Genomic DNA, 24494 nt, shown 5'->3' on the forward strand with positions numbered 1-24494 from the left:
CCGGCCGCTACCTCAGCAGCCAGTCCCGCGTCCGCTCCATCACCTCGGCCCGGCTGCGCCCCGCGTGGTCGACGTCCACCAGGTGGTACCCGATGCGCAGCGTGAACGACACGAACGCCCGCACCTCCACGTCCTCCGGATCCGGGCAGAACGCCCCGTACAGCGACCGCAGGTACGCCATCCGCCGGGTGTCCACCCGCCGCAGCCGCCGGGCCACCGCCTCGTCCCGCCGCGCCCACTCCCGGATCGCCAGGTCCACCGCCATCCCGGTCACCTGCCCGTCCCCGGCCTCCGCCGCGATCGTGAACAGCCGCTCCAGCCGGGCCCGCGCGTCCCCGCCCTCACCCTCGACCCGCTCGATCACCCCGTCGGTGACCGTCCGCTCCCAGGTGTCGAGCATCTCCGCGAGCAGCGCCTCCCGATTGCGGAAGTACCCGTAGAACCCGCCCTTGGTCACCCCGAGCGCCTGCGCCAGCACCTCGACCCGCACCGCCTCCGGCCCGCCCCCCGCGAGCGCCCGCAGCCCCTCCTCCACCCACCGCTCCCGCGGCGTCCGCGTCACACCCATGCGCCTCACCGTACCCGGGGCGGCCCCCGGGCTGAGCGGCACGGCGGACGGCGGCCGGTTGTCAGTGGGCCGTGCCAGGATCCGGTGGCATGTTGGAGATCACGGTGCGGACGGAAGACGACGAGAGCCTCCCGCGGGTGGGTGCCGAGGTGTTGGCGGGGCTGGTGCGGCGGATCGGGGAGCGGAAGGACCGGTTCCTGGTGGTGGAGCGGATACCCGACGAGCCGGATGTGTACGTGCAGGTGTGGCACGAGGAGGGCGGCGAGTACACGTTGGAGTACCGGGACGGCGGGCCGGACAAGCACTTCCAGGTGCTGCTGGACGACCCCGGGCCGGTGATCGCCGCGATGACGGCCTGGGCGCGCCGCGAACCCGGGTGGGGCGACGGGCTGGAGTGGGAGGCGTTGGAGCTGCCGTAGCCGGGTGCGGCTCAGCTCATCGACCAGACGGACGGGTCGTGGGGGACCGGTGGGGAGACGGCCGACAGGTGGGGGGAGGCGAACGCCCCGGCCGCCGTGCGCTCCACCGCGGCCCGGGTGACCGCCGGTGGCGCCCCGGCCGGCGGGGGCTCGGCGCGGACGTGCGCGCTCGCCTCGTCGAGCAGGTCGATGGCGGCACCCGGGAGGACCTGGCCCGGCCGGTGGCTGCGGGCGAGCCGGGCGGCCGACGCCAGCGCGGCGTCGGTGATCTCCACGCCGTGGTGCGCGACCAGCCGGTGCCGGGCGCCGTGCAGGATCTCCAGCACCTCCTGGGGGGCCGGTTCGTTCACCGCCAGCAGGTGGATCAGCCGGTCGAGCCCGGCGTCGCGGTCCCAGCGCTGGTAGTCGGCGGTGGTGGCGGCCGCGATGACGGAGGTACCGGGCCTTCCGAGTACCGGGCGGAAGAACGCCAGCGCGGTCGCCCGCCCCTCGCGGGTGTGGACGGTGGCGAGGGCGTTGTCGAGGAACAGGACGAGCCCCGCCGTCCGCCGGACCTCGCCGACCAGCTCCGCGATCACCTCGGTGAACCGCCCGTGGTGCCGCGGGTCGGTGAAGAGCTCGCCGACGTCGAGCAGGCGGACGGTCCGGTCGCGGAACGCGTGGGGCACGTGCCCGGTCGCCACGGCCCGGGCGAGCCCGAGGACCGTGCTCGTCTTGCCGACCCCCGGCTCCCCGACCAGCAGCGGGACGTTGCGCGTCTGCCGGGCGAGGATCCGCAGGATCCACTCGATCTCCGGCCGCCGTCCGAGGGCCGTGACGGCGGTGGCGGCCGACCGGTCGGCCATCTCGCGGGTGAGGTCCCTGGTGGTCCGCTCCAAGGCGGCCGGCTCCTGGACGGCCGGCTTCTGGACGGCCGCCTCCTGGACGACCCGGTCCTGAACGGCCGGTTCGGCGACGGGGGCCCGGGCCTCCGAGCGGCGCACGACCTCCTGGAACACCCGGGCCGAGTCCAGGCCGAGCGCCGCCAAGGTCCGGGTGCCACCCCCCTCGCCTTCGTCGAGGAGGGCCAGGAGGAGGTGCTCCGTCCCGACCTCGTGGTGCCGCTGACCCGTGGCCACCGCACGCGAGCGGTCGAGGACGGCGGTGGCCCTCGGGGTGTACTGCAGGTGCCCGAGCGCGGGAACGAAGGCGGGCCTGGAGACCGCCACCACCTGCTTCCTGGTGCCCTCCAGCGACAGGCCGAGCGCTCGGAGGACCTGGCCGGCGGCACCCTGTTCCTCGTGCAGGAGGCCCAGCAGGAGGTGCTCGGTGCCGATGCGGTGGTAGTTCAGTTCCCTGGCCTCCTCGCGCGCCAGCAGGACGACCCGCCGGGCGTGGTCGCCGAACCGCTCAAACACCCCGTGCACCCCCCTCCAGCGCCGCCAGGTCCTTCCGCGCCCGCACCGTGTGCTCGTGGTTCAGGCCCAGGACGCGGTCCCGCTCCGAGACCAACTGCCGCAGCAGGGCCGCCGCCTCCTCCTCGGCGCCCGTCATCGCCAGGTTGCGGGCGAGCATGTGCCGGGTGCGCAGGGTGTCCTCCTGCTCGCCGCCGAGGACGCGGCTGCGGTCGGCGAGCAGGATCCGCAGCAGGGCGGCCGCCTCCACCCGGTGGCCGGACTCGCCGAGGTTGACGGCGAGGAACTGCCGGGTGTGCAGGGTCTCCGGATCGTCCTCGCCGTACAGGTGGGCGTAGGCCTCCGGGAGCGGACGCAGCATCCGGACGGCCTCCGCCGGGTGGCCGGCCCCGCCGAGGCAGTGGGCGAGGGCGCGCCGGGTGCGCAGGACGTCCCCGTGCTCGGGACCGAGGACGCGGGTCTGCTCGTCGAGCACGGTGTGCAGCGCCTCGGCGGCGCCCGCCCAGTCACCCCGCAGGGCCTGTTGCTCCGCCTCCTGATACCGCTCGCGCAGAGCCGCGGCGGCGGTGGCGGCGAAGGCCCGGTTGAGGCCGAGGGCGATCTGGTCGGCGTTCTCGGTGCCCCGGTTGCGCGGGACGGGCAGGCCCTCGGAGCGCATGAGGGCGGCGAGCCGGCGGTAGAGCTCCGCGACGGTGAGCTCCTCCGGTCCGCCCACGACGCCCTCGCGCAGCAGGCGCAGGAGCCGCCCGGAGAACGCGGTGTGCTCCTCGTCGGGCGGGGACAGGGAGACCTGGTCGTGCGAGGAGGAGGCGAGCACATAGGTGCCCGCGACCTCCAACTGCGCGAGGTCGGTGCCGTCGCCGGACATGGCGTCGTTGACGGCGCGGCCGGAGAAGCAGCAGTCCAGCACGATGATCTTGGTGGCGGCGGGGCTGTCGAGCACGGTGGCGCGCACCTTGTCGTACTCCAGGGAGTTGAAGTCCGGCGACCCGTACTCGCTGTGCGACAGCGCCAGGTAGAGGTCGTGCCGGCGGCCGCCGACCAGTCCGTGCCCGGTGAAGTGGACCAGCAACAGGTCCTCCGCCGCCCTCGCGGCATCCTGCAGCCTCCGGCCGACCCGGGACAGGTCGCCGTCGTTCAGCAGGACGGTGCAGTGCTCCTCGGGGACGATGCCGTGGTCCGGGTCGGTGAACTGGGCGGCGAGGTCGGTGACGGTGCGCCGGACCGCCGGGAGGTCCGGCAGGTCCGGGTCCGTGTAGTCGCTCGCGCCGACGAGCACGATCCGGGACCGCAGCGGATCGGGAAGCGGCACCTCAGGCCTGCTCGCCGTCGCTGCCGTCCAACGCGCCGCGCAGGATCGCCTCCAGCTCCCCGGCGCGCACCCGCTTGGCGTCGAGCTCCACCGTCACGCCGCCGGGCCGGCGGATCTTCAGCCGGACGTCGCTGCGCCGCGGCTGCGCGAACCAGGCCCGCAGCGACGAGGCGAGCACCGACAGACCGCCGCCGGTCCCGAGGGCCACCGAGACGGTGTCCAGCACCGCCCCCATCTCCCCGGCCCCGGGCGGCGGGCCGCTCAGGCCCACGCCCCGCAGCCCCGGCTCCCCCCGGAGCCAGTCGGTCAACGACTCGGCCTCCGCGACGGTCTCCCCACCGGTCACGGAAATGTGCACGTCCACGAGTGCCCCCCACTAGGCCTGGTGATGGACGGGGTTGAGGGCGGCCAGTCTACTGATCCCGGCCTCGTACCGCCGCACCCCCGGGGGGTGCGGCGGTACGGGTCGGTGGTCTCGTGACGCCCCCCGGGGGAGGCGGCGGTGCTCAGGCGCCGGGGGCGAGCAGGTGCAGGGCCGCCGGGGCGGCGGTGACCTCGATGGGGAGGCGGGCCATGAACTCGCCGTCGGCGTAGGAGGTGATGCCCGGGGAGGTGAGCCGGAGGGAAGGGGTGCGGTAGGTGGTGACCTCCGGGTGGTGGATGTGGGTGCCCTTGAGGAGGGTGGGGAAGAAGCGGGCGATGCGGTGCCGCGGCATGGCGTCGACGAGGGTGACGTCGAGGAGGCCGTCGGCGGGGTCGGCGTCGGGGCAGATGAGCATGCCGCCGCCGTAGCTGCTGGTGTTGCCGACGGCCGCGAGGGTGAGGTGGCGGCTGATCTCGGTGCCGTCGGCGAGGGTGATCCGGAACGGCAGGGGGCGGAGGTTGGCGAACTCCACCGCGATGGCGAGGTGGTAGCGCATCCGGCCGCGCGGCCAGCGCAGGCGGTTGGTGCGGTCGCTGACGAGGGAGTCGAAGCCGCTGGCGAGGACGGAGCCGAACCAGCGGGTGGTGCCGTCGGCCGCGGTGATCCGGCCGAGGTCGACGGTGCGGGTGCGGCCGGCGGCGACGGCGTCGGCGGCGGCCTCGGGGTCGTCGCGGGGCAGGCCGTGGGCGCGGGCGTGGTCGTTGCCGGTGCCGGCCGGGATGACGCCGAGCGGGGTGGTGGTGCCCGCGACCGCCTGGAGGCCGAGGTTGATCATGCCGTCGCCGCCGACCACGACCAGGGCGTCGCAGGACCCGACGGCGTCGCGGGCCAGCGCGAGCGAGTCGGCGGCGGAGGCGCCCGCCCGGGCGTCCACGGTGATGCCGTGGTCGCGCAGGCGGGCGGCGGCGCGGCGGGCCGCCGGTTCGGCGTGGCCGGCGGCCGCCGCGGGATTGGTGAGGAGAACGACGCGGGCGATGGTTCTCCGGTCGCTCACGGGATCAGCTTGCCCGGGTTGAGGATGCCGGCCGGGTCCAGCTCGGCCTTGACGGCGCGCAGCACCCGCACGCCCAGGTCGCCGATCTCCGAGGCCATCCAGGGGCGGTGGTCGGTGCCGACGGCGTGGTGGTGGGTGATGGTGCCGCCGGAGCGGACGATGGCGTCGCCGGCGGCCCGCTTGGCGGCGGCCCAGCGCTCCAGCGGCTCCTCCCCGAGCGCGGCGACCACGGTGAAGTAGAGCGACGCCCCGGTCGGGTAGACGTGCGAGATGTGGCAGAGCACCAGGGCGCCGGGCAGGGCCTCGGTCAGCGCGGCGGTGACGGCGAACCGCAGGCCCGGCAGCTGCTGCCAGGTGGCCGCGGTCTCCAGCGTCTCGCACAGCGCGCCCGCGTCGAGCAGCGCGTCGCGCAGGTAGGGGGCGTTGAACCGGCCGTGCTCCCAGGCCCGGGCGGGCGCCTCGCCGAGCGGGCTGCCGCCGGCGGCGAGCAGGGCGGCGCGGGTGAGGCCGTGGCGTGCGGAGACCTGCTCGGCGGTGCCCTCGAAGACGGTGACGGCCAGGCAGCCGGTCACCGCGGGCTCGCCGCCGATCTTCTCGGTCATGGCGAGGTTGACCATGGTCTCGGCCTCGTCCGAGAGCCGGATGACGGTCGCCCCGGTGCCCTGCTGCTCGACGGCGCGCAGCGCGGCGGTGCCGGTGGCGAAGTCGGGGAACGACCAGGCCTCGTACGCCTTGACGGCCGGCACGGGGTGCACGCACACCCGTACGGCGGTGATCACGCCCAGGGTGCCCTCCGAGCCGAGGAAGAGCTCGCGCAGGTCGGGCCCGGCGGCGGAGGCGGGGGCGCGGCCGAGGTCCAGCACGCCCGCCGGGGTGACGACGCGCAGCCCGCGCACCATCTCGTCGAACCGCCCGTGGCCGGCCGAGTTCTGCCCGGAGGACCGGGTGGCCGCGAAGCCGCCGATGGTGGCGAAGCGGAAGCTCTGCGGGTAGTGGCCGAGTTCGAAGCCGTGCTCGGCGAGCAGGGCCTCCGCGGCCGGGCCGGTGAGGCCGGCCCCGAGCAGCGCCTCGCCGGAGGTCCCGTCCAGGTCGAGCAGCCCGTCGAGGCGGCGCAGGTCGAGGGAGACGACGGCGGCGAAGGCGCCGCGCTGCGGCTCCAGTCCGCCGACGACGCTCGTCCCGCCGCCGAACGGCACGACGGCGATGCGGCGTTCGGCGCAGACGGCGAGCAGCGCGGCGATCTCCTCCTCGCCGCCGGGCAGCACCACCGCGTCGGGCGCGTCCTGCGGCTCGCGGGAGCGGCGGCGCAGCAGGTCGGGGGTGGACTTGCCGCCGGCCCGGGGGAGGCGGTCGGCGTCCGCGGTGCTGACGTGGGCCTCGCCGACGGCGGCGGCGAGCGCCGCGAGGTCGTCGGGGGTGAGGGCGGACGGTCGCAGCACGACCTCCGAGACGTCCGGGCCGGGGGCGGCGTCGCCGGTGACGCCGAGGGCGGCGGCCAGCAGGCCCTTGACGTCGGCGGACAGCTCCTTGGCGAGGGCCGGGTCGCCCCAGGCGTCCCACTTCATCGGGGGGAGGGGCAGCGCGGCCGCACCGGCCGGCGCTGCTTGCTTCTCGGGGGTCATGCGTTACAGTTTTACACATCATGTCAAGTAGTAACGATGACTTCGAACGGTCGGCCGAGCCCCGTGGGACCGACGACGCGATCCTCGACGCCGCCGCCGAGCTGATCGTCCAACTCGGCGTGGGCCGGACCCAGTTGGCCGAGATCGCGCGCCGCGCCGGGGTGAGCCGGCCGACCGTCTACCGGCGCTGGCCGGACGTGCGGGCGGTGATCGGCGCGCTGCTCACCCGCGAGATCGGCGCCACCCGGGACGCCGTCCGGCTGGCCGGCGCCGACCGGGCCGCGTTCGTCGACGGCGTCGTCGAGGTGGCCGTCCGGCTGCGCGACCACCCGGTGCTCGGCGCGCTGCTGCGCTCCGCCGACTCCGACACGCTCTTCGAGTACGTGGTCGACCGCCTCGGCACCAGCCAGCGCGGACTGCTGGAGGCGCTGCGGGCCGGGATCGCCGAAGGCCAGCGGCACGGCTCGATCCGGGCCGGCGAGCCGCTCGAACTCGCCGCCATGGTGCTGCTGATCGCCCAGTCCACCGTCCAGTCGCACCGCATGGTGGCCGCGCTGCTGCCCGAGGCGGCCTGGCGGCGGGAGCTCGCCCGCGCCCTCGACGGCTACCTCGCGCCGTAACGACCACCACCGACCGCCAGACCGTCACGGAGACCGCAGATGACCAGCACCGCCGGGCCCTTCGCCGGGACCTCCCGACTCACCGCCCGCCGCCGGGAGCTGGAGCTCGACGCGCTCGCCGCCGGGCCGGCGGTCGACCTGCTGGTGATCGGCGGCGGGGTGACCGGCGCGGGCGTCGCCCTGGACGCGGCGGCGCGCGGGCTGAACGTGGTCCTGGTCGAGGCGCGCGACCTCGCGTTCGGCACCAGCCGGTGGAGCTCCAAGCTCGTCCACGGCGGCCTGCGCTACCTGGCCTCCGGGCGGATCGGCGTGGCAAGGGAGAGCGCGGTCGAGCGCGGCGTGCTGATGACCCGCACCGCCCCGCACCTGGTCCGGCCGCTGCCCCAACTGGTGCCGCTGCTGCACGGGTTGATGAAGCCCGGGCAGGCCGCGCTGGTCCGGGCGGGCTTCCACGCGGGTGACGCGCTGCGGCTGAGCGCCGGCACCCCGGGGCGCCTGCTGCCCCGGGTGCGCCGGGTGGGTGCCGAGCGGGCCCGCGCCCTGGTGCCGGGCCTGCGCGGCGCCGGGCTGTCCGGCGCGCTGGTCGCGCACGACGGCCAACTCGTCGACGACGCGCGGCTGGTGGTGGCGCTGGCCCGGACCGCGGCGCAGTACGGGGTGTCGGTGCTGACCCGGGTGCGCGCCGAGCGGGTGACCGGGACGGGCGCCCGGCTCACCGACACCCTGACCGGCGCGTCGTTCCTCCTGAACGCCCGCGCCGTCGTCAACGCCACCGGTGTCTGGGCGGGCGAGGTGGACCCGTCCATCCGGCTGCGCCCCAGCCGGGGCACCCACCTGGTGGTCGACGCGGCCGCGCTCGGCCGGCCCTCCGCCGCGCTCACCGTGCCCGTCCCCGGCTCCACCAGCCGGTTCGTCTTCGCGCTGCCGCAGCAGCTCGGCCGGGTGGCGGTCGGCCTCACCGACGAGGACGCGCCCGGCCCGGTCCCGGACGAGCCGCAGCCCACCGAGGCCGAGCTGGACTTCCTCCTGGCCACCGTGAACACCGCCCTGGAGACGGCGCTGACCAGGGCCGACGTGCGCGGCGCCCACGCCGGTCTGCGGCCGCTGATCGACACCGGCGACGGCGCCACCGCCGACCTCTCCCGGCAGCACGCCGTACTGGAGTCGCCGGACGGCGTGATCACCGTGGTCGGCGGCAAGCTCACCACCTACCGCCGGATGGCCGAGGACGCCGTGGACACCGCCGTCCGGCTGCGCGGGCTGCCCGCCCGCGCCTGCTGGACGGCCCGGCTGCCGCTGGTCGGCGCGCCCGGCCACCGCGACAGCCGCCCGGCGCCGGAGGGGGAGGTGGCGGCCTCGCTGCTCGCCCGGCACGGCGGCGCGGCGGGCGAGGTGCTGGCCCTGGGGGAGGAGCGGCTGGGCGCCGGCCACGGCGCGCCGGTCGCGGAGGGCGTCGACGTCAGCCGCGCCGAGATCGCGTACGCGCTCACCCACGAGGGCGCCCTGGACACCGAGGACGTCCTGCACCGGCGCACCCGCATCGGCCTCGTCCCGGCGGACGCCGACCGGGCCCGCGCGGCCGTCGAGGAGATCGCGGCGAAGGCGCGCTGACCCCGGCGGCCCCTCACTGCTCCGTCCGCTCCGCCATCGGGTGCACGGCCCCGTCCAGCTCCAGCGCACAGCTGAGCGGCCGCTCCGCCGAGCCCGTCCGCTCCAGCCGCACCGCCAGCGGCCGCGGCGGCTCCTCGGCGAGCTGCGCGGCCAGCGTGAGCGGATACACCCCGTGACCGTGCACCCGGTGGAACGCCACCTCCTTGCCGTCCACCAGCACCTCGGTCTCGGTGATCCACCCGGACCGCACGTTCACGGTGACGGAGTGCCCGCCCCGGTCGAGGTGGAAGCTGTGCCGCTGACGCATGAGGACCTCCCGCAGTGCAGCCCCGGCCAACGGTCATTTTACGGCCGGAACCAGGTCGATTCCTGATGGATCGCGGCAAAAGCGGTGCTCCGGTGATCAGTAGAGTGGCGCACCGGGAAGATCGGGAGAGGGCGGATGCACCAGTATCGCGTGGTGAAGTACACGGAGGACGAGCGGACCGGGGCGGCGCCGGCGTGGACGGCCATCTCCGACATCGGCCGGTCCTTCGGCGGGGAGGTGCTCACCGAGCCGGTCTACCGGGCGATGGAGGAGAGCTATCTCGCGGCCGTCCGCCGGTTCGCGGCGGTGGACCGGGTGACCGCGCTGCGCGTCGAGGGGCTGGAGATCTACCCCGAGAGCCCGTGGTGGCAGCGCGTCGCCGACGGTGACCGGCTGCCGCTCGACGAGGCGCTCGAACTGGTGCGGTCGGTGCTCCGCGAGGACTACGTGTGGTGCCAGTTCTACGGCGACGGCGACTTCTTCGTGCACATCAGCTACGACTACTACATGTACCTCGGCGTCTCGGGCCCGCCGGAGCAGGCCGTCCTGGAGACCCGGGCCTCGGGCCTGTACGTCGACGACTTCGCATCACCGTTCTGGGACTGAGCGGCGGGAAGGCGGCAGGAGCGAGGAGTGGGGGTGAGGCCGGGATGACGGCACCGGTGGTCGCCTTCCCGTGCGTGCTCGTCGACGATGACGACTGGCTGATCCCCTGCGGGACGCCGGACGACGTCCGCCTGGCGTCCGAGCCGGACTTCGTGAGCGACATCAGGGACGCCTTCGACGCCGGCGGGCGGCCGCTGCGGCTGTTCGCGACGGGCCGAAGGGGAACGACATCGCCTTCGAGCCGGCCGGGCCCGCCGATCCCGCCCGGTTCCGCGGGTGCGTGGAGTCCTACTTCCACCACTGGACGGATGCCGCGCCCCAGGCGTTCACCGCCGACCTGGCCGGCTACGCCGAGGCCGTCGTGGCGGCGGCGCGGAGCACTCCGGCCCGGAGGCGGAAGCGGAAGGCCCCGGAGGGGTGATGTGATGGTCCGCAACGGAAGCGGAAGGAAGCGGGACGGCGTTGCGGTGGATCAACACGGACTTCGGCTACTACGCGCTGTGTCCGGTGGAGCTCCTCCCCTCGTGGACCGGGAACGAGGCGGACGGCACGGTCCTCGACGACGTCGCGGGGATCGAGTTCCTGGGGCGGGACGTCGTCACACTCTCCGGTGAGCCGCTCGAAGTCGCCTGGATCCCCGAGCGGTTCTCGTTCGTCCGCTGGATCTCCGCCGACGGCGACGGCGGGATCGCCGAGGGCCTGGATGCGGCCCTCGGCGATCCGTCGCGGTGGGAGCACTGCGCCGACGTGCGGCTCGGCGGGAGGTACCGGCTGATCGACTCCGCCTGTCCGGGGGACTACCCGCACGCGGGCGAGAGCATCGACGTCGACCTTCCGGACGCGCTCTACCGGATCCTGTCGCTGGCGCTGGAGACGCCGGACGGTGAGTTCCGCGTCGACCGGCTGGAGCCGGTGCCGCCGGCGCGCGGGTAGCCCGGCCGGGGCTCAGGCCAGGCGGCCGCCGCCGTCGACGTGGAGGACGGTGCCGGTGACGAACGGGCTGGTCATCGCGAAGTGGACGGCGCGGGTGAGGTCCTCGGTGGTGCCGGTGCGGCGGGCGGGGTTGCGGTCGGCGACGGAGCGGAGGAAGGCGGTCTTGTCGGCGCCCATGCGGTCCCAGGCGCCGGTGTCGACGATGCCGGGGGAGACGGCGTTGACGCGGACGGGGGCGATCTCGACGGCGAGGGCCTGGACGAGGAAGGCCAGCGCGCCGTTGGTGGTGGCCATCACGGTGCGGGCGGGGGCGGGGCGCCAGGCGGCGACGCCGGAGAAGAAGGTGAACGAGGCCCCGTCGGGGGTGTCGGTGGCGGCCTGCGGGGCGAGGTGCTTGGCGAGCAGCAGCGGGCCGTAGACCTTGGCGGCGAACGCGCGGTGGACGTCGGCGAGTTCGAGCTCGGCGAGCGGGCCGTTGGCGGGCAGGGCGGCGGTGGAGACCAGGTGGTCGAAGCGGCCGGTGGCGGCGGCGAGGGCCGCGATGGAGGCCTCGTCGGTGAGGTCGACGGGGACGACCTCCGCGGGGCCGGACAGCTCGCCGGCCGTCCACTCCAGCTTGCGCGGGTCGGGGCCGGCGAGGACCAGTTCGGCTCCGGCGGCGGAGGCGGCGTGGGCGAGGGCGCGGCCGGTGTGGGAGCCGGCGCCGACCACGACGACGCGGCGGGAGGCGAGGGGGAGAGTGGTGTCGGTCATGCCCACAAGGCTGCGCTGAGCTGGGTGGATGCGTCCAAGGCTTGTTTTCTCGGTCGGCCATAAACTCCTTGCATGGCTACCCTCCGGCAATTCGAGTACCTGGTGACCGTCGTCGACACCGGCTCCTTCACCCGTGCCGCCGAGCTGCTGCACGTCACCCAGCCGGCGCTGTCGCACCAGGTGCGGGCACTGGAGAAGGCGGTGGGCGGGCCGCTGCTGGAGCGGCTGCCGCGGGCGGTGCGGCCGACGCCGATGGGGCGGGCGGTGCTGCCGCACGCCCGGGCGGCGCTCGCGGACGCCGAGCGGCTGCGGGCGGCGGCCCGGCAGGCGGCCGGACTGGCGGGCGGGGAGCTGGAGTTGGCGACGGTGTACTCGGTGAGCCTGGGCATCCTGCCGCCGGTGCTGCGGGCCTGGCGGGCCGCGCACCCGGGGGTGCGGATCCGGCTGAGGGAGTTCGCGCACACCGAGGAGTTGCGGGCGGCGATGGCGGCCGGACAGGCGGACGTGGCGGTGGGGACGCCGCCGGCGGACTGGGAGGGGCCGATCCGGGAGCTGGGGGTGGAGGAGTTCGTGCTGGTGCTCCCGGCGGAGGACGAGGACGCGGGACCGGCGGCGCACCGGGTGCCGCTGGCCGGACTCGCCGGGCGCGACTGGGTGCACTACGCCCCCGGCAACGGCCTGGCGGACCTGGTCGACGCGGTCTGCGCGGAGGCCGGGTTCCGCCCCCGGGCGGCGGTGCGCACCGAGCAGACGGCCGCGGCGCCGCTGCTCGCGGCGGCCGGGCTGGGGCCGGCGCTGGTGCCCGCGAACATCGTGCCGACCGGGTTCGACGGGCTGGTCCGCCGGCCAGAGCCGCCGGTGCGCCGGCCGCTGGTGGCCTACACCCGCACCAGGCCGGACGCGTTGACGGCGGCCTTCGTCGAACTGTTGGCCCGTCGGGCCTGTCTGCTGCCGGACCAGGTGGCCCGGATGTTGTCGGACGACGAGGCTCCATGATCTCTACAGTGCTGTAGATTCGTTGGCAGGGAGAGCGACCGAGGAGGGCAAATCGTGGGAGTTTCGCTGGCCAAGGGCGGCAATGTCTCGCTGACCAAGGAGGCGCCGGGGCTGACGGCCGTCATCGTCGGGCTCGGCTGGGACGTCCGCACCACCACCGGAGTCGACTACGACCTGGACGCCAGCGCGCTGCTCTGCGGCGCGCACGGCAAGGTCGTCTCGGACCAGCACTTCGTCTTCTTCAACAACCTGAGCAGCCCCGACGGTTCGGTCGAGCACAGCGGCGACAACCTGACCGGTGGCGGCGACGGCGACGACGAGCAGATCAAGGTCGACCTGGACGCCGTTCCGCTGGAGGTGGCCAAGGTGGTCTTCCCGGTGTCGATCTACGACGCGGACGCCCGGCTCCAGAACTTCGGTCAGGTGCGCAACGCGTTCATCCGGATCGTCAACCAGGCCAACGGCCAGGAGATCGCCCGCTACGACCTCACCGAGGACGCCTCGACCGAGACCGCGATGGTCTTCGGCGAGCTGTACCGCAACGGCGCCGAGTGGAAGTTCCGGGCGATCGGCCAGGGCTACGCCTCCGGCCTGCGCGGCATCGCCACCGACTACGGCGTCAACGTCTGACCGGCGCCTGAACGGCGGGCCCGCCGGGCGGCTCGACGCCCGGCGGCCCACCCGCCTACCGGCCCACCCGCCTACCGCTCCATCGCCAGACCGCCGAACCCGCCCGTGGCGCCCAGCTGTCGGCGCCACCACGCGACCATCCCCGGCTCGTCGATCGCCGCCCAGTCCGGCGCCCCGGTGACCTGTGCCCGGCCGAGCCGCCGGCTGAGGCCGACCAGCGCGTGCCCGGCCGCGCCGCGCTCGCGGTCGTAGCCGGGCAGCAGTCCGGTCCAGTCCTCCGCCGCCCGCCAGGCGTCCTCGAAGGCGCAGGCGTCCTGCAGCGCCTTCGCCGCACCGCTGGTGGTGTGCGGGCGCACGAGCGTCGCCGCGTCACCGGCCAGCAGCAGCCGCCCGGCGGTGCGGCGCGGGGTCTCCAGGTCCTGGATCGGCTGGAGCAGGATCCGCTCGACCGGGGTCAGGGCGACCACGCCCGCCCAGTACGGCGGCAGGACGCGCTCGGCGAGTTCGGCCAGTTCGCCGCGGCGGGCGGTGTCGAGCGCGCCGACCGGGAATCCGAGCGGGTCGGAGTCCTCCTCGGAGCGCCGCAGCCAGTCGGGTTCGGGGGCGTAGAAGACCCAGTTCACCAGGGTGGTGCCGGGCTCCAGCCCGGGGATGCGGTAGAGCACCACCTGGCCGCCGGGGTAGCAGGCGGTGATCACCTCCTCCTCGGGCCAGCGGGCCGCGCCGCCGGGGAGGCCGTCGAGCAGCCGGGCGTCGAGGCTGCCGCGCCAGGCGACGTACCCGGCGTACTCGGAGCGGGCCTCGGGGCAGACGGCGGCGCGCACCACCGAGCGGTGGCCGTCGGCGCCGACCACCAGGTCGTGCTCCTCGCGCCCGCCGGCCGCCGTCTCCACCCAGGCGGGTCCGGTGCCGTCGGCGCCGCCGACCGCGGTGACGGCCGTCCCGGAGCGGAACTCGACGCCGTCCGGGGTGCGTTCGCGCAGCCCCTGCCAGAGCACGCCCCAGTGGTAGGAGTGCATGGCCATCGGCTGCACCCACAGCGCCCGCCCGCGCGGGGAGCCGTCCGGGTCCTTGGCCACCCAGTGCCGGGCGGTGACGGGGTGGTGGCGGATGCCGTCGTCGAGGTGCCCGGCCCGGACCAGCTCGTCGTAGCGGTCCAGCAGGATGCACAGGCCCACCCCGCGGTCCTCCAGGTGCCCGGGACTGCGCTCCAGCACGGTGACCCGCTCGGCGCCGCCCCGTGACGCCGCCCGTGCGACCGCGCACCCCGCGATGCTGCCGCCGACCACGGCGACCGATCCACCCCGCACGACCGTCCCCCTCCTCGCCGGGGCCCACCGGCCCCGTCCGTCGTTCCGTCCGTCGTCCCGTCGACGATACGACGTGAACTGATGATCCGTCAGTGAAAGCGCGGAGCGGCGTCCGGCGGTGTTCCCCGGGTCACCTATGCAACTGGTTGCATAGGCGGACCCCGTCCCCTACCGTGTGGTAACAACCCGCCCCCGGGCCGCCCCCTCCCGTCCCAGGAGACGCCGCGATGACGACGACCGCCAGCACCCCGCCGCCCGCGCCCTACCCGCACCTGCTGCGCCCGCTCGACCTCGGCTTCACCACCCTCCCCAACCGCGTGATCATGGGCTCCATGCACGTCGGCCTGGAGGAGGCCCCGAACGGCTTCGAGCGGATGGCCGCCTTCTACGCCGAGCGCGCCCGCGGCGGCGTCGGCCTCATCGTCACCGGCGGCATCGCCCCCAACGAGGCCGGCCGCCCCTGGGACGGCGGCGCCAAGCTCACCACCGGGCAGGAGGCCGACCGGCACCGCGTCGTCACCGACGCCGTGCACGCCGCCGGCGGCCGGATAGCCCTGCAGATCCTGCACTTCGGCCGCTACGCCTACCACCCCGGCCTGGTCGCCCCCAGCGCCGTCCAGGCGCCGATCAGCCCCTTCCCGCCGCACGCCCTCACCGCGGACGAGGTCGAGCGGACCATCGAGGACTTCGTCCGCTGCGCCGCGCTCGCCCGGCGGGCCGGCTACGACGGCGTAGAGATCATGGGCTCCGAGGGCTACCTGATCAACGAGTTCACCGCCGCCGCCACCAACCACCGCGAGGACGAGTGGGGCGGCCCGTACGAGAACCGGATGCGCTTCCCGGTCGAGATCGTCCGCCGGGTCCGCGAGCGGGTCGGCCCCGACTTCATCCTCGTCTACCGGCTCTCCATGCTCGACCTCGTCCCCGGCGGCTCCACCCTCGACGAGGTGATCCGCCTGGCCAGGGCCGTCGAGGAGGCCGGCGCCACCATCATCAACACCGGCATCGGCTGGCACGAGGCGCGCATCCCGACCATCGCCGCCTCGGTGCCGCGCGGCGCCTACGCCTGGGTCACCGAGCGCGTGATGGGCTCGGTCTCCGTCCCGCTGGTCACCAGCAACCGGATCAACACCCCCGAACTGGCCGAACAGCTGCTCGCCGACGGCTGCGCCGACCTCGTCTCGCTCGCCCGCCCGCTGCTCGCCGACCCCGACTTCGTCGCCAAGGCCGCCGAGGGCCGCCCCGAGGCCGTCAACACCTGCATCGGCTGCAACCAGGCCTGCCTCGACCACACCTTCAGCGGGCGGATCACCTCCTGCCTGGTCAACCCGCGCGCCTGCCACGAGACCGAGCTCGTCCTCGCCCCCACCCGGCTCGCCCGGCGGATCGGGGTCGTCGGCGCCGGACCGGCCGGCCTCGCCTGCGCCGTCACCGCCGCCGAACGCGGCCACCGGGTCACCCTGTTCGACGCGGCCGGCACCATCGGCGGCCAGCTCGACATCGCCCGCCGCGTCCCCGGCAAGGAGGAGTTCGCCGAGACCCTGCGCTACTACCGCCACCGGCTCGACGCCCTCGGCGTGGAGCTGCGGCTCGGCGCCCTGGTGGAGGCGGCCGAGCTCGCGGCCGAGGGCTTCGACGAGATCGTGCTCGCCACCGGCGTCACCCCGCGCACCCCGGACCCGGACGACCTGCCCGGCGTCGACCACCCCCGGGTGCTCGGCTACCTCGACGTGCTGCGCGACGGCGCGCCCGTCGGCGAGCGGGTGGCGATCCTCGGCGCGGGCGGCATCGGCTTCGACGTCGCCGAGTACCTCACCGACGCGGGCGACGCGGCGAGCCTCGACCCCGCCGTGCACCGCCGCCACTGGGGGATCGACGCGGAGTACCGCGAGCGCGGCGGGCTGGCCCGCCCCGAGCGCCCCGAGTCGCCGCGCCGCGTCCACCTGCTCCAGCGCAAGGCCGGCAAGGTCGGCGCAGGCCTCGGCAAGACCACCGGCTGGATCCACCGCACCGAGCTCAAGCACCGCGGCGTCACCACGGTCGCCGGCGCGCGCTACGACCGGATCGACGACGCCGGCCTGTACCTCACCCTCGACGGCGAGCCGCAACTGCTGCCCGTCGACACCGTGGTGCTCTGCACCGGCCAGGAGCCGCGCCGCGACCTCGACGCCGCCCTGCGCGCCCTCGGCGTCACCCCGCACCTGATCGGCGGGGCCGTCGAGGCGGCCGAACTCGACGCCAAGCGCGCCATCAAGCAGGGCACCGAACTCGCCGCCGCGCTCTGAGCCGAGGCCCCGCGTGCGGCGGCCTCCCGGGCGGCGACAGGGCGCGCCTAGGATCGGTGCCATGTCGCTGCCGCACGCCATCCTCATCGCCCTGCTGGAGAAGCCGTCCTCCGGTCTGGAGCTGACCCGGCGGTTCGACAAGTCGATCGGCTTCTTCTGGTCCGCCACCCACCAGCAGATCTACCGGGAACTGGGCCGGCTGGAGTCCACCGGCCTGATCCGGGCGCTCCCGCAGGCCGGGCCGGTGCGCGGGCAGAAGAAGGAGTACGAGGTCCTGCCCGCCGGCCGCGCCGAACTGGAGCGCTGGACGGCCGCCGCGGACGACCCCCGGCCGATCCGCGACCCGCTGCTGCTGCGGCTGCGCGCCGCCGCCGTGATCGGCACGGCCGGCCTGGACGCCGAGCTGCGCCGTCATCTCGCCCTGCACCGGGAGCGGTTGGCCCACTACGAGGAGATCGAGCGGCGGGACTTCCCGGCCGGGCAGGAGCCCGACGGCGACCCGCTCCAGCATGCCGTGCTGCGGGCCGGGATCGGCCTGGAGACCTTCTGGGTGCGCTGGCTGGAGGAGACCGTCGACACCCTGCCCGAGGCCCCGGCGCAACCATCCTGACCTGCGGCGATGCCCGCCGGGCGGGCGGGGCGGAGCGGCCGGTGGGACACTGGACGCCTGTCCCTGCCCGACCTCACCGACCGGGGGCCCGCATGTCTCTTCCGAGGCCTCTCCCCGTCCTCACCGCGGTGGCCGTCAGCATGGCGCTCACCCTCGGCGGCGCCCAGCTCGCCGCCGGTTCGGCAGCCGGAGCCGCACCCGCGAACGCGCCGCGGAGCGCCGCCGCCCAGCCGCCCACCGACGAGCAGCTCAAGGCGGCCCTGCTGACCGCCGCCGAACTCGGCCCCGACTTCACCGAGGTCCCCCTCGGCACCGAGAGCCCCTCGCCCGAGGCCGGCACCGGGTCCGGTCCCTCCCCGCTGGCCGGCTGCGACGCCCTGCGCGCCCTGATCAACGGCACCGTGACCGAGGAACTGCCCAGTCCCGCGCAGAGCCCGTTCCAGGAAGTCCAGTTCGAGGGCCCGGACGGTTCCCCCTTGATCACCGAGTTCCTCACCGCGGAGGAGTCCGAGGAGCTGGCGGCCGACCTCGGCACCGTCAACTCCGCGTTCACCCGGTGCCCCAGCATCGACTTCACCAGCGACGCGGGTGAGCGCGTGACCTTCTCCGTCACCCCGGTCACGCTCGGCGACCGCCAGGACGCCCAGGCCGTGCGCATCGACGGCACCCTGGCCGGAACCCGGCTCAACGGCTACCTGGGCGTCGAACGCCTCGGTGACGTCGCGCTCGGCTACGGGTACTTCCAGCAGGATTCGGACGACTCCGAACTCGCCTCCCTCTACTACCGTGCCGCCGTGGCCAAGGCCGAACGCACCCTGGGCCTCCAGGCCGGCGCCACCGCCGTTCCCGGTACGGCCGCCTGACGGCCGCGCCGGGAACGGGGCGCCGGACTCAGCGCAGCAGCCACTGCTGGTAGGCGCTGCCGTTGCACGGCCACATGTTCACGTGGCGCCGGCTGCCGTCGGCCGACAGCCAGTCCTGCAGGCACAGCCCGGTCGCCTTGTTCTGCATGGTGACCGCGTTGACGCCGGCCGGGACCAGCTCCCAGCGCTGGGTGTCGGCACCGGAGCACTGGCGCTGGACGACGGTGCTGTAGGCGTTCAGCGTGGTCGGTTCGAGACAGAGGAAGGAGCTCTGCACCCGGATCTCGGTCCCGCCGACGGCGGCGTCGTCCGTCCAGAACCGCTGGTTCGAGGCGTTCTTGCAGCTGAACTCCTGGAGCATCGCGCCCTCGGCGTTGGAGGCGCCCTGGATGTCGAGGCACTTGCCCTGGAGGGCGTTCGCGTAGCCGTGCAGCACCGGTGCGGCCTGCGCGGGGGCGGCCAGCAGGGTCGCGGCGGCGAGCACGGTGCCCGCGACGACACCGGAGCGGACGGCGGACTGACGGGTGAATCGCATGATGGGACGCACTCCTCACCGGAGGACCGGGGCGCCGCGTCGGGGCGCCCTCGGCCGTCAGTCTCCCGAACCGGTACGGTTCGTCCCAAGACCGTTCGGTCTGCATCGAATTCGGGCGGGGCAATGTCCTCGCCGTGCCACGAAGCGGTCAGGGCCGGGCAACGTCCCCCACACGCCCGGTCGGTGCGTTTACGCTGGGCTTACGGCCGCCCGGGGCCGCAGGGATCGGTGGGTGCGAGCGAGTCCGGGACCTCGATGCTCCCCGCCGGGAGGCCGACGGAAGGGTCCGGATTGCTGCGTATCCACTTCACCCACGACGACCTGACGAGGGTTCGGATCGCGCGGACGCCCGATCCGCTCACCGAGACGGTCCTGAGCCTGTCACTGGTACAGGCCCGCGAGGTGGGAGGAGTGGCCCTGGACGGGTGGCGCAGCAGGATCCGCCCACGTCTGCGGCCCGAACTGGGGGTGCTGTTCGAGCTGGCGACCGCCGCCGGGCCGGCCGAGGCCCCGGAGGCCCTGCTGCACGCCGCCACCGAAAGCCTGCCGGACAGCCTGGACCACACCTGGTCGCTGCCGCGGCGCCGGTGGGCGGCGGACCTGACGGTGCTGGAGTACCTGCGGCCCAGGACGCCCCGCTGGGTGCGCGACCTGCACGGCGGCTCCCGCGAGTGGCGCGGCGTGGTGGACCGCAGGCTGCGCGAGTACCACGCCTTCGCGGTGGCGCCCTACTGGTCGCAGCTGCTGGCCGCCGCGCACACCGAGCGGACGGCGCGGGCGCTGGCGGTGGCCGACGCCGGGCTGGACGGCCTGCTCGGCTCGCTGCACCCGGACATCCACTGGGCGTCACCGGTGCTGTCGGTGCCCTGCCCGCTGGACGTCGACGTGCAGTTGCGGGGGACCGGCATCCTGCTCGTGCCCACCTTCTTCTGGCCGGAGCCGATGGCCATGACCGACAACCGCGGCCCGGAGCACCCGTTGGTGCTGCACTACCCGCTGGCCCGTGACCTCACCACCTACCGGACCGTCTGGACCGCCGCCGCCGAGGAGCCGGCCGGCGCGCTGGTCGCCCTGCTCGGCGCCACCCGAGCCCGCGTCCTGCGGGCGGCGGCCGAACCGGCGGGCACCGCCGAACTGGCCCGCCGCACCGGCACGTCGGCCGCCACCGCCAGCCACCACGCCACCGTCCTGCGGGTGGCCGGCCTGCTCACCACCGAACGCACCGGCCCCGGCGTCCGCCACGCGCTGACCCCGCTCGGCCAGGCCCTCCTCGACGACCGTCTGCCCCGCACCCCGGCACCCGCCCCCGAGCCCGGCCCCCGCGGCTGACACCGCCCCGCCCCCGCCCGCGCCCCTGACGCCGTCCCGCCCGGCCCCGCCCCGTGTTAGCTTGCGTGAACGGGTGCGGGGCGGGCGCGACATGACGGGGGTGTGGGCGGGGATGAGCGACGAGAGCGTCGGCACGCCCGACCTCGGCAAGCCCGTCCACCAGCCGGGCGACCCGACGCCCGTGACCGATCCCCCGCACGGGCCGGTGCGCGGCTGCCTGCGCGCGATCGGCGAGTTCCTGCTGGAACTGGTGGGGGAGGCCCTGCTCGTGGTGCTGACCACCGCCTCCCTCGCCGCCGCCTTCGTGCTCGCCGAACTCGCCCACCGGCGGAGCCCCGCGCTCGCCTACGCCCTGGGCGCCGCCGGCGTGCTGGTGGTCGTCCTCGGCGTGCGGCAGCTGCGCCGCCCCAAGGAGCGGCGAGGCCGCTCGGGCCGGGTCCTGGCCGCCGTCACCGCCGGTCTCGGCGTCTGGCTGCTGCTCTGCGTCCTCTACGCCTCGCTGCGCGACGCCCTCGACCTGGCCTCGGCCTTCTGAGCGATCCGCCGCTCCAGGTGGGCCCGCACCTGCGGCCACTCCTCGGCGGTGACGGAGAACATCGCCGAGTCGCGCAGCCTCCCGGCCTCCCCGGGGGCCCAGGACGGCGACCAGTTGCGCAGCACGCCCTCGAAGACGGCCCCCACCGCCGCCAGGGCGGCGCGGGAGCGGGCGTTGCGGGCGTCGGTCTTGAGGTCGACCCGGGCGACCCGCCACTGCTCGAAGGCGTGCCGGAAGAGCAGGTACTTCGCCTCGGTGTTCACCCCGGTGCCCTGGGCGGAGGCGGCGAGCCACGTCCAGCCGATCTCGACCGCGGCCAGGCCCTCGCCGGAGGGCCACGGGCGCGGGGACCAGTACGCGGTGGCGCCGACGGCCCGCCCGGTGGCGCGGTCCACCTGGGCGTACGGGGCGAGCTGCCCGGCCTCGACCCGTGCGGCGTGCTGGTCGAAGTAGCGCGGCAGCTCCTCGGCGCGCGGCACCTCGGTGAAGGCGTAGGAGCCGCGCTCCTCCTCGACGGCGGCCGCGAGGTCGGCGAGGTGCCGGCGGGCGAGCGGTTCCAGGCGCACGAGGGCGCCCTCCAGCGGCGGGGCGTCGAAGGGGAAGGCCATCAGGACTCCTCGGGGGCTGCGAGCAGGGCGTGGACGGTGTCGGCGAGCGGGGTGGCGGGACGGCCGAGCAGCAGGGCGAGGTCCGCAGTCCGCCGCTCCAGCGCACCCGACCGGGCCAGGGAGTTGAGGAATCGCCGCACCCCTGGCGGCTCCTCCGCCGGGTCGGCCTCCCGGTGGGCGACCCCGGGCAGCAGGGCGGCCAGTTCGGGGTGCGTCCAGCCCGCCCCGGTGAGGTCGTACGCGGCGCCCTCGTGCCCGTCCTCGACGAGCACCCGGGCCGCCGCCTGCGCGAGGTCGGCCCGGGTGGCGGTGTTGAGGACGCGCCCGCCGGTGGTGGCGGCGAGGGTGCCGGTGGCGAGCGCGGTGCGCAACAGCTCCGCTGTCACGAACCCTTCGGTGTAGAACGGGTTGCGCAGCACGGTGGTGGCCAACCCGCTCTCCCGCAGCAGGAGTTCGGTGGCGTGGTGGGCCTCGGTGAGGCCGTCGGCGGCGGTGTCCGCGCCGAGGAAGCTGGTGTAGACCAGTCGTCGGACCCCGGCGGCGCGGGCGGCCTCGGCGACCGCCCGGTGGTGCGCGGTCCGCCGCTCGGCGGCGAGTTCGGGGGAGGAGATCAGCAGCACCCGTTCCGCGCCGGCGAACGCCTCCCGCAGGCTCGCCGGCTCCCCGTAGTCGGCCCGGCGGACGTCGACGCCCCGGGCGGCGTGCCCGTCGAGCGCGGCGGGGCGCCGGACGGCGGCGGCGACGCGCCCGGCCGGGCCGAGCGCGAGCAACCGGTCGAGGACGAGGCGTCCGAGGGCGCCGGAGGCGCCGGTCACAACGATCACCCGGGCAACTCTCCTGAGCCGCCGACCCGTTCGTCAACGCCTTTTCGCCGCGCGCCGCTCAGCGGGTGTGCAGCCCCAGCCCGCTCGTGCCCGGCCGCTCCAGCCCCTCGCGCAGCCGCATGTCCCGCCCGTAGTCGCCGTCCAGCCGCCGGAACGGCATCGGCTCCTCGGTGAACAGCCCGTCCAGCCGCCGCCCGTACGCCTCCGCGACGGCCGCGAACCCCTCCTCCGGCAGGCCCACCGTCCCGTACGCGGCGAACGGTTCGAGCGCCGCCATGCCGGTGAACCAGAACACGCCGTGCTGCAGCGGGAACAGCACCTCCGCCAGCGGCCCGTGCGCGCCCCGGTCGGTGAACGCCGACCCGCGCGCGCCGACGCTCACCGCCAGCAGCCCGCGCTTCCCGCCGAGCGATCCCGAGCGGCGCCGGGAACGCGCCCGCGTCCCGCACCCCTTCCTTCCCGCGCGCCCCCGCGTGCTCTGCACCGGTCCTCCGACGGCGGGCGGCCCTCCTGCTCCCGTCCCTCCCTTCCCGTGCGCCCGGTGTGCCCCGTGTGCCCCGCGCGCTCTGCACCGGTCCCTCCTGTGCGCGGCGCGGGGCCGGTGGGGCAGGATCGGTCAGGTCGGAACGGATCGGGCGGGTGCGAAGGAGGCGCGGGGTGCGGCGGCGCGGGGCGGGAACGGTGATGGCGGCGGTGGCCCTGACAGCCGCGGCCGCGGCGGCGCTGGTCGGCTGCGGCGAGCCGAAGCCCCCTCAGGAGGAGCTGATCGCCGTCCGCGTGGAGTCCGGCCGGCTGGTCGTCCGCACCGGCATGTGCCACGACGAGCGCCTGCACGCCGTCCGCGTCAAGGTCCTCCCGGGCTCGGAGAAGCTGGACGTCCGCCCGCGCGAGGGCCGCTCCGCCGCCGAGGCGCTGGAGGCGGTCGACCTCGGCGCCCTCCCGCCCGGCTGGACCTCGTCCGGCCGGCTCACCGGCGGCGTCAGCGCCGACAAGCGCTACACCGTGGAGGTGCTCCGCAACCGCGCCCTCACCGTGACCGTCCCCGGCGACGTCCTGCTCGCCCTTCCGGCCGGCAAGTGGGCGGCCGGCGGCTGGGACTGGGACTACAAGCTGCTCACCCTCAAGGAGTTCGAGAAGCGCCGCAAGGCCTCCTGCGGCGACGGCTCCTGAGCGACGGGCCCCGCACCGTCCGCCCGCCCTGCGCGGCGAACCGGAAGGCCCCTGGTCGTCCTGTCCTGACCTGCGAGGATGGGCTTCGGGCCGCCGTCCCGGGCGGCCCGACGCCGAGACGCAGGGAGCAGTGAGGGTGGCGCAGCAAGGACCGCGGGGCAGCGGCCCGGTCGAGCGGATGGAAGAGCACCAGGTGGCGGTCTACCTCGCCGCGATGGCGCTCGGCGGACTGCTGGGGTGGCTGGCCCCCGGCGCGGGCCCGGGCCTGGAGCACGCCATCAACCCCGTCCTCGGCGCCCTGCTGTTCGTCACCTTCCTCCAGGTGCCCGCCGCCGAACTGCTGCGCTCGCTGCGCGACACCCGCTTCCTCGGCGCCGCGCTGACGGTGAACTTCGCCGTCGTCCCGCTCGTGGTGGCCGCGATGTTCACCTTCCTGCCCGACGAGCAGGCCGTGCGGATCGGGGTGCTGCTGGTGCTGCTCTGCCCGTGCGTCGACTACGTCATCGTCTTCTCCGGCCTGGCCGGCGGCTCCAACCGCCGCCTGCTCGCCGCCACCCCGCTGCTGCTGGTCGCGCAGATGCTGCTGCTCCCGGTGTTCCTCTACCTCTTCCTGGGCCCGGAGCTGTCCGACATCGTCGAGGCCGGCCCGTTCGTCCGGGCCTTCCTCACCCTGATCGCGGTCCCGCTCGTCCTCGCCTGGCTGCTCCAGGCCTGGGCCGCCCGCCGCCCGGCCGGGCGGACGGTCTCCGACGCCGCGACCGCCGCCATGGTGCCGCTGATGGCCGCCACCCTGCTGACAGTGGTCGCCTCCCAGGTGCCCAAGCTCGGGGACGGCCTGGGCGACGTCGCCGGGGTGATCCCGTTCTACGTGCTGTTCCTGGTCGTGATGGCCTTCGCCGGGAAGGCCGTCGCCCGCCTCTTCCGGCTCGGTACCGGCGCCGCCCGCGCGATCGTCTTCACCGGGGCGACCCGCAACTCCCTGGTCGTCCTGCCGCTCGCCCTCGCCCTGCCCGACACGCTCGCCGTGGCGGCGTCCGTGGTCGTCACCCAGACGCTGGTCGAGGTGCTGGGCATGGTCGTCTACGTCCGCCTCGTCCCCCGGCTGGTCCCCGACGCGGCCTGAGGATTTTCTCGATCGTCGGCCAACTGTCCCGATGTCCGAAAACACACCCGGTGACTGATTAGTAGGCGTACGAATTCGGCCATCCCGCTGGCGGGATACCGCCCTCCGGAAGC

General features: G+C 75.2%; 27 protein-coding genes and 1 pseudogene. 15 read left to right on the top strand and 13 right to left on the bottom strand.

The genetic code is table 11. The features are described 5' to 3' along the window. Window positions 1–7: 7 nt before the first annotated feature. Complete coding sequence (locus tag ACFVFS_RS00290; RefSeq protein ID WP_380618405.1) at window positions 8–568, bottom strand: TetR/AcrR family transcriptional regulator; 561 nt, start codon at window positions 566–568, stop codon at window positions 8–10. Between the two features lie 89 nt (window positions 569–657). Between ACFVFS_RS00290 and ACFVFS_RS00295 the strand changes: the two are divergent. After that, window positions 658–981 (top strand): annotated as a pseudogene (locus ACFVFS_RS00295) (hypothetical protein); the annotation flags it as partial. A gap of 17 nt (window positions 982–998) precedes the next feature. On the opposite strand, the gene ACFVFS_RS00300 reads toward ACFVFS_RS00295, so the two are convergent. The 5 genes from ACFVFS_RS00300 to ACFVFS_RS00320 all read right to left on the bottom strand — a co-directional run bounded on the left by ACFVFS_RS00300 (window position 999) and on the right by ACFVFS_RS00320 (window position 6733). Continuing rightward, the gene (locus ACFVFS_RS00300) at window positions 999–2384 is read right to left on the bottom strand and encodes a Clp protease N-terminal domain-containing protein (RefSeq protein ID WP_380618407.1); all 1386 of its coding nucleotides are present in this window, start codon (window positions 2382–2384) and stop codon (window positions 999–1001) included. Further along, entirely contained in the window at window positions 2377–3693 is a 1317-nt protein-coding gene (locus ACFVFS_RS00305; RefSeq protein WP_380618409.1) for a caspase family protein, read from the bottom strand. The genes ACFVFS_RS00300 and ACFVFS_RS00305 overlap by 8 nt, the downstream gene beginning before the upstream one ends. 1 nt (window position 3694) lies before the next feature. Beyond that, window positions 3695–4051, bottom strand: a complete 357-nt coding sequence (locus ACFVFS_RS00310; RefSeq protein ID WP_380618411.1) for a hypothetical protein — start codon at window positions 4049–4051, stop codon at window positions 3695–3697. A gap of 148 nt (window positions 4052–4199) precedes the next feature. Continuing rightward, window positions 4200–5111, bottom strand: coding sequence for a diacylglycerol kinase (locus ACFVFS_RS00315; protein WP_380618413.1), 912 nt, complete (start codon window positions 5109–5111; stop codon window positions 4200–4202). Next, window positions 5108–6733 (bottom strand): FAD-binding oxidoreductase, encoded by a 1626-nt coding sequence (locus tag ACFVFS_RS00320; RefSeq protein ID WP_380618415.1) that lies wholly within the window; start codon window positions 6731–6733, stop codon window positions 5108–5110. The genes ACFVFS_RS00315 and ACFVFS_RS00320 overlap by 4 nt, the downstream gene beginning before the upstream one ends. A gap of 20 nt (window positions 6734–6753) precedes the next feature. Between ACFVFS_RS00320 and ACFVFS_RS00325 the strand changes: the two genes are divergently transcribed. Further along, on the top strand, window positions 6754–7353 hold the full coding sequence (locus tag ACFVFS_RS00325; RefSeq protein ID WP_380618417.1) for a TetR/AcrR family transcriptional regulator: 600 nt from the start codon (window positions 6754–6756) through the stop codon (window positions 7351–7353). 39 nt (window positions 7354–7392) lie between these two features. After that, window positions 7393–8964, top strand: coding sequence for a glycerol-3-phosphate dehydrogenase/oxidase (locus tag ACFVFS_RS00330; protein ID WP_380618419.1), 1572 nt, complete (start codon window positions 7393–7395; stop codon window positions 8962–8964). Between the two features lie 13 nt (window positions 8965–8977). On the opposite strand, the gene ACFVFS_RS00335 is transcribed toward ACFVFS_RS00330, so the two are convergent. Continuing rightward, window positions 8978–9271, bottom strand: a complete 294-nt coding sequence (locus tag ACFVFS_RS00335) for a hypothetical protein (RefSeq protein WP_380618421.1) — start codon at window positions 9269–9271, stop codon at window positions 8978–8980. A 135-nt stretch (window positions 9272–9406) separates the two neighbouring features. On the opposite strand from ACFVFS_RS00335, the gene ACFVFS_RS00340 reads away from it, so the two are divergent. From ACFVFS_RS00340 to ACFVFS_RS00350, 3 genes are all read left to right on the top strand, one after another. Continuing rightward, window positions 9407–9877 (top strand): hypothetical protein, encoded by a 471-nt coding sequence (locus tag ACFVFS_RS00340; protein WP_380618423.1) that lies wholly within the window; start codon window positions 9407–9409, stop codon window positions 9875–9877. A gap of 280 nt (window positions 9878–10157) precedes the next feature. Beyond that, on the top strand, window positions 10158–10298 hold the full coding sequence (locus tag ACFVFS_RS00345; protein WP_380618425.1) for a hypothetical protein: 141 nt from the start codon (window positions 10158–10160) through the stop codon (window positions 10296–10298). Window positions 10299–10339: 41 nt separating this feature from the next. Beyond that, entirely contained in the window at window positions 10340–10810 is a 471-nt protein-coding gene (locus ACFVFS_RS00350) for an Imm21 family immunity protein (protein ID WP_380618427.1), read from the top strand. A gap of 12 nt (window positions 10811–10822) precedes the next feature. Here the strand turns inward: ACFVFS_RS00350 and ACFVFS_RS00355 are convergent, their stop codons facing one another. After that, window positions 10823–11563, bottom strand: coding sequence for an SDR family oxidoreductase (locus tag ACFVFS_RS00355; protein WP_380618429.1), 741 nt, complete (start codon window positions 11561–11563; stop codon window positions 10823–10825). A 72-nt stretch (window positions 11564–11635) separates the two neighbouring features. Here ACFVFS_RS00355 and ACFVFS_RS00360 point away from each other — a divergent pair, with 72 nt between their 5' ends. Then, complete coding sequence (locus tag ACFVFS_RS00360) at window positions 11636–12559, top strand: LysR family transcriptional regulator (RefSeq protein ID WP_380618430.1); 924 nt, start codon at window positions 11636–11638, stop codon at window positions 12557–12559. A 54-nt stretch (window positions 12560–12613) separates the two neighbouring features. Beyond that, the gene (locus tag ACFVFS_RS00365; RefSeq protein ID WP_380618432.1) at window positions 12614–13189 is read left to right on the top strand and encodes a TerD family protein; all 576 of its coding nucleotides are present in this window, start codon (window positions 12614–12616) and stop codon (window positions 13187–13189) included. Window positions 13190–13260: 71 nt separating this feature from the next. Here the strand turns inward: ACFVFS_RS00365 and ACFVFS_RS00370 are convergent, their stop codons facing one another. Then, window positions 13261–14499 (bottom strand): monooxygenase, encoded by a 1239-nt coding sequence (locus ACFVFS_RS00370; RefSeq protein ID WP_380618434.1) that lies wholly within the window; start codon window positions 14497–14499, stop codon window positions 13261–13263. A gap of 227 nt (window positions 14500–14726) precedes the next feature. Here ACFVFS_RS00370 and ACFVFS_RS00375 point away from each other — a divergent pair, with 227 nt between their 5' ends. From ACFVFS_RS00375 to ACFVFS_RS00385, 3 genes are all read left to right on the top strand, one after another. After that, the gene (locus tag ACFVFS_RS00375; RefSeq protein ID WP_380618436.1) at window positions 14727–16784 is read left to right on the top strand and encodes an FAD-dependent oxidoreductase; all 2058 of its coding nucleotides are present in this window, start codon (window positions 14727–14729) and stop codon (window positions 16782–16784) included. A 61-nt stretch (window positions 16785–16845) separates the two neighbouring features. Beyond that, a complete protein-coding gene (locus tag ACFVFS_RS00380) occupies window positions 16846–17394 on the top strand; it encodes a PadR family transcriptional regulator (RefSeq protein ID WP_380618438.1) in 549 nt (182 codons plus the stop codon). Window positions 17395–17486: 92 nt separating this feature from the next. Continuing rightward, entirely contained in the window at window positions 17487–18257 is a 771-nt protein-coding gene (locus tag ACFVFS_RS00385; protein WP_380618440.1) for a hypothetical protein, read from the top strand. Window positions 18258–18285: 28 nt separating this feature from the next. Here the strand turns inward: ACFVFS_RS00385 and ACFVFS_RS00390 are convergent, their stop codons facing one another. Next, window positions 18286–18792 (bottom strand): RICIN domain-containing protein, encoded by a 507-nt coding sequence (locus ACFVFS_RS00390; protein WP_380618442.1) that lies wholly within the window; start codon window positions 18790–18792, stop codon window positions 18286–18288. A gap of 291 nt (window positions 18793–19083) precedes the next feature. On the opposite strand from ACFVFS_RS00390, the gene ACFVFS_RS00395 reads away from it, so the two are divergent. Next, window positions 19084–20121: an ArsR/SmtB family transcription factor gene (locus tag ACFVFS_RS00395; protein ID WP_380618444.1), complete on the top strand. Its 1038-nt coding sequence runs from the start codon at window positions 19084–19086 to the stop codon at window positions 20119–20121. A gap of 112 nt (window positions 20122–20233) precedes the next feature. Continuing rightward, entirely contained in the window at window positions 20234–20656 is a 423-nt protein-coding gene (locus ACFVFS_RS00400; RefSeq protein ID WP_380618446.1) for a hypothetical protein, read from the top strand. Here the strand turns inward: ACFVFS_RS00400 and ACFVFS_RS00405 are convergent. The 3 genes from ACFVFS_RS00405 to ACFVFS_RS00415 are packed head-to-tail and all read right to left on the bottom strand — an operon-like array spanning window position 20611 to window position 22572. Next, the gene (locus ACFVFS_RS00405) at window positions 20611–21264 is read right to left on the bottom strand and encodes a GNAT family N-acetyltransferase (RefSeq protein ID WP_380618448.1); all 654 of its coding nucleotides are present in this window, start codon (window positions 21262–21264) and stop codon (window positions 20611–20613) included. The two genes, ACFVFS_RS00400 and ACFVFS_RS00405, sit on opposite strands and share 46 nt — an antisense overlap. Continuing rightward, window positions 21264–22088: an NAD(P)H-binding protein gene (locus tag ACFVFS_RS00410; protein ID WP_380618450.1), complete on the bottom strand. Its 825-nt coding sequence runs from the start codon at window positions 22086–22088 to the stop codon at window positions 21264–21266. The genes ACFVFS_RS00405 and ACFVFS_RS00410 overlap by 1 nt, the downstream gene beginning before the upstream one ends. A 58-nt stretch (window positions 22089–22146) precedes the next feature. After that, a complete protein-coding gene (locus tag ACFVFS_RS00415; protein WP_380618452.1) occupies window positions 22147–22572 on the bottom strand; it encodes an NAD(P)H-dependent oxidoreductase in 426 nt (141 codons plus the stop codon). Window positions 22573–22781: 209 nt separating this feature from the next. On the opposite strand from ACFVFS_RS00415, the gene ACFVFS_RS00420 reads away from it, so the two are divergent. Together ACFVFS_RS00420 and ACFVFS_RS00425 are read left to right on the top strand one after the other, a co-directional pair. Next, window positions 22782–23258 (top strand): hypothetical protein, encoded by a 477-nt coding sequence (locus tag ACFVFS_RS00420; RefSeq protein ID WP_380618454.1) that lies wholly within the window; start codon window positions 22782–22784, stop codon window positions 23256–23258. Window positions 23259–23436: 178 nt separating this feature from the next. Further along, window positions 23437–24381 carry an arsenic resistance protein gene (locus ACFVFS_RS00425; protein ID WP_380618712.1) on the top strand — a complete coding sequence of 315 codons (945 nt, stop codon included), beginning with the start codon at window positions 23437–23439 and terminating at the stop codon, window positions 24379–24381. Window positions 24382–24494 lie beyond the last annotated feature (113 nt).

Source organism: Kitasatospora sp. NPDC057692, assembly GCF_042799475.1.
In the GTDB taxonomy this organism is placed as follows: Bacteria; Actinomycetota; Actinomycetes; order Streptomycetales; family Streptomycetaceae; genus Kitasatospora.